This is a genomic window from Streptomyces sp. NPDC017890, assembly GCF_044328675.1.
Lineage (GTDB): Bacteria > Actinomycetota > Actinomycetes > Streptomycetales > Streptomycetaceae > Streptomyces.
In genome coordinates this window covers 1-1,122 of sequence record NZ_JBIRHU010000166.1, presented here as the reverse complement: position 1 = coordinate 1,122, position 1,122 = coordinate 1, and the positions used below count along the sequence as shown (strand labels likewise).

The window sequence follows — 1,122 nt, the reverse complement described above, 5'->3', positions numbered from 1 at the left end:
ACCGCACCACCGGCGCAGCCCCCAACGGCGCCCGCACCAACCGCCGCACGAACACACCCGACCCACGCACCGCAAGCTGATCCTCATCACCCCCCGCACCCCCCAGCACACTCAGGACCCGGCCCACAGCCCGCTCGTCCAGCACCTCGGGCAGATCCAGCAGACCACCCCAACGATCCGGATGCTCCAGACCCACCACCCGCCCCAGACCCCACACCTGCGCCTGCTCCACACTCACCAGCCGGTCCGAACGCCCCACCGACACCGCACCCCGCGTCACCAACCACAACGGCGCGTCGATCCCGGCGTCACCCAACGCCTGCACCACACCCACCGTGCCCGCAAGCCCAGCCTCCCCCAACCCCGCCAACGACACCACACCAGCAACCGGCCCCAGACCCGACAGACCCGCTGCCAGCCCGTCACCACCACCCAGACGCACCACCTCAGCGCCCGCACCCTCCAGCACACCCGCCAGCACACCACCATCCACATCAGCCGACACCACCACCCAACGCCCCGACAAACCACCAGCCGACTCCAACACCACCGGCTTCCACGACACCGCATACCGCCACTCATCCACCCGCGACCGCGCCACCCGCCCACGCCGCCACGACGACAACGCCGGCAACACCGCACCCAGCACTTCGCCCTCAAGACCGAGCGCCTCGGCCAGCGACACCGCATCCTGCCGCTCCACCGCCGCCCAGAACTCCGTATCCAGCGGATCGGCCACCGCACCGTCGGATGCCTCGGGGACGGCACCCTTGTCCAGCCAGTACCGTTCACCCTGGAAGGCGTAGGTGGGCAGGTCGACGCGGCGTCCGCCGGCCAGCAGCGGGGACCAGTCGACGGCCAGGCCCCGCACCCAGCCCTCCGCCAGCGACATGACGAACCGCTCCAGCCCGCCCTCGTCACGCCGCAGCGTGCCGAGCACAGCCGCGTCCACACCGGCATCCTCAAGCGTCTGCTCCACGCCGACGGTCAGCACCGGATGCGCGGAAGCCTCCACGAAGAAGCGATAGCCCTGCTCCGCCAGCGCCCTCGTCGCCTCCTCGAAACGCACCGTCTGCCGCAGATTCGTGTACCAGTACTCCGCATCCAACGTCGACGTGTCCA

At 70.4% G+C, this 1,122-nt stretch carries 1 protein-coding gene; it reads right to left on the bottom strand.

Annotation, left to right across the window (positions count from 1 at the left end; genetic code table 11):
- A partial coding sequence (locus tag ACH4F2_RS36280; RefSeq protein ID WP_398136838.1) for an acyltransferase domain-containing protein occupies nt 1-1,122 on the bottom strand: 1,122 nt, incomplete at both ends.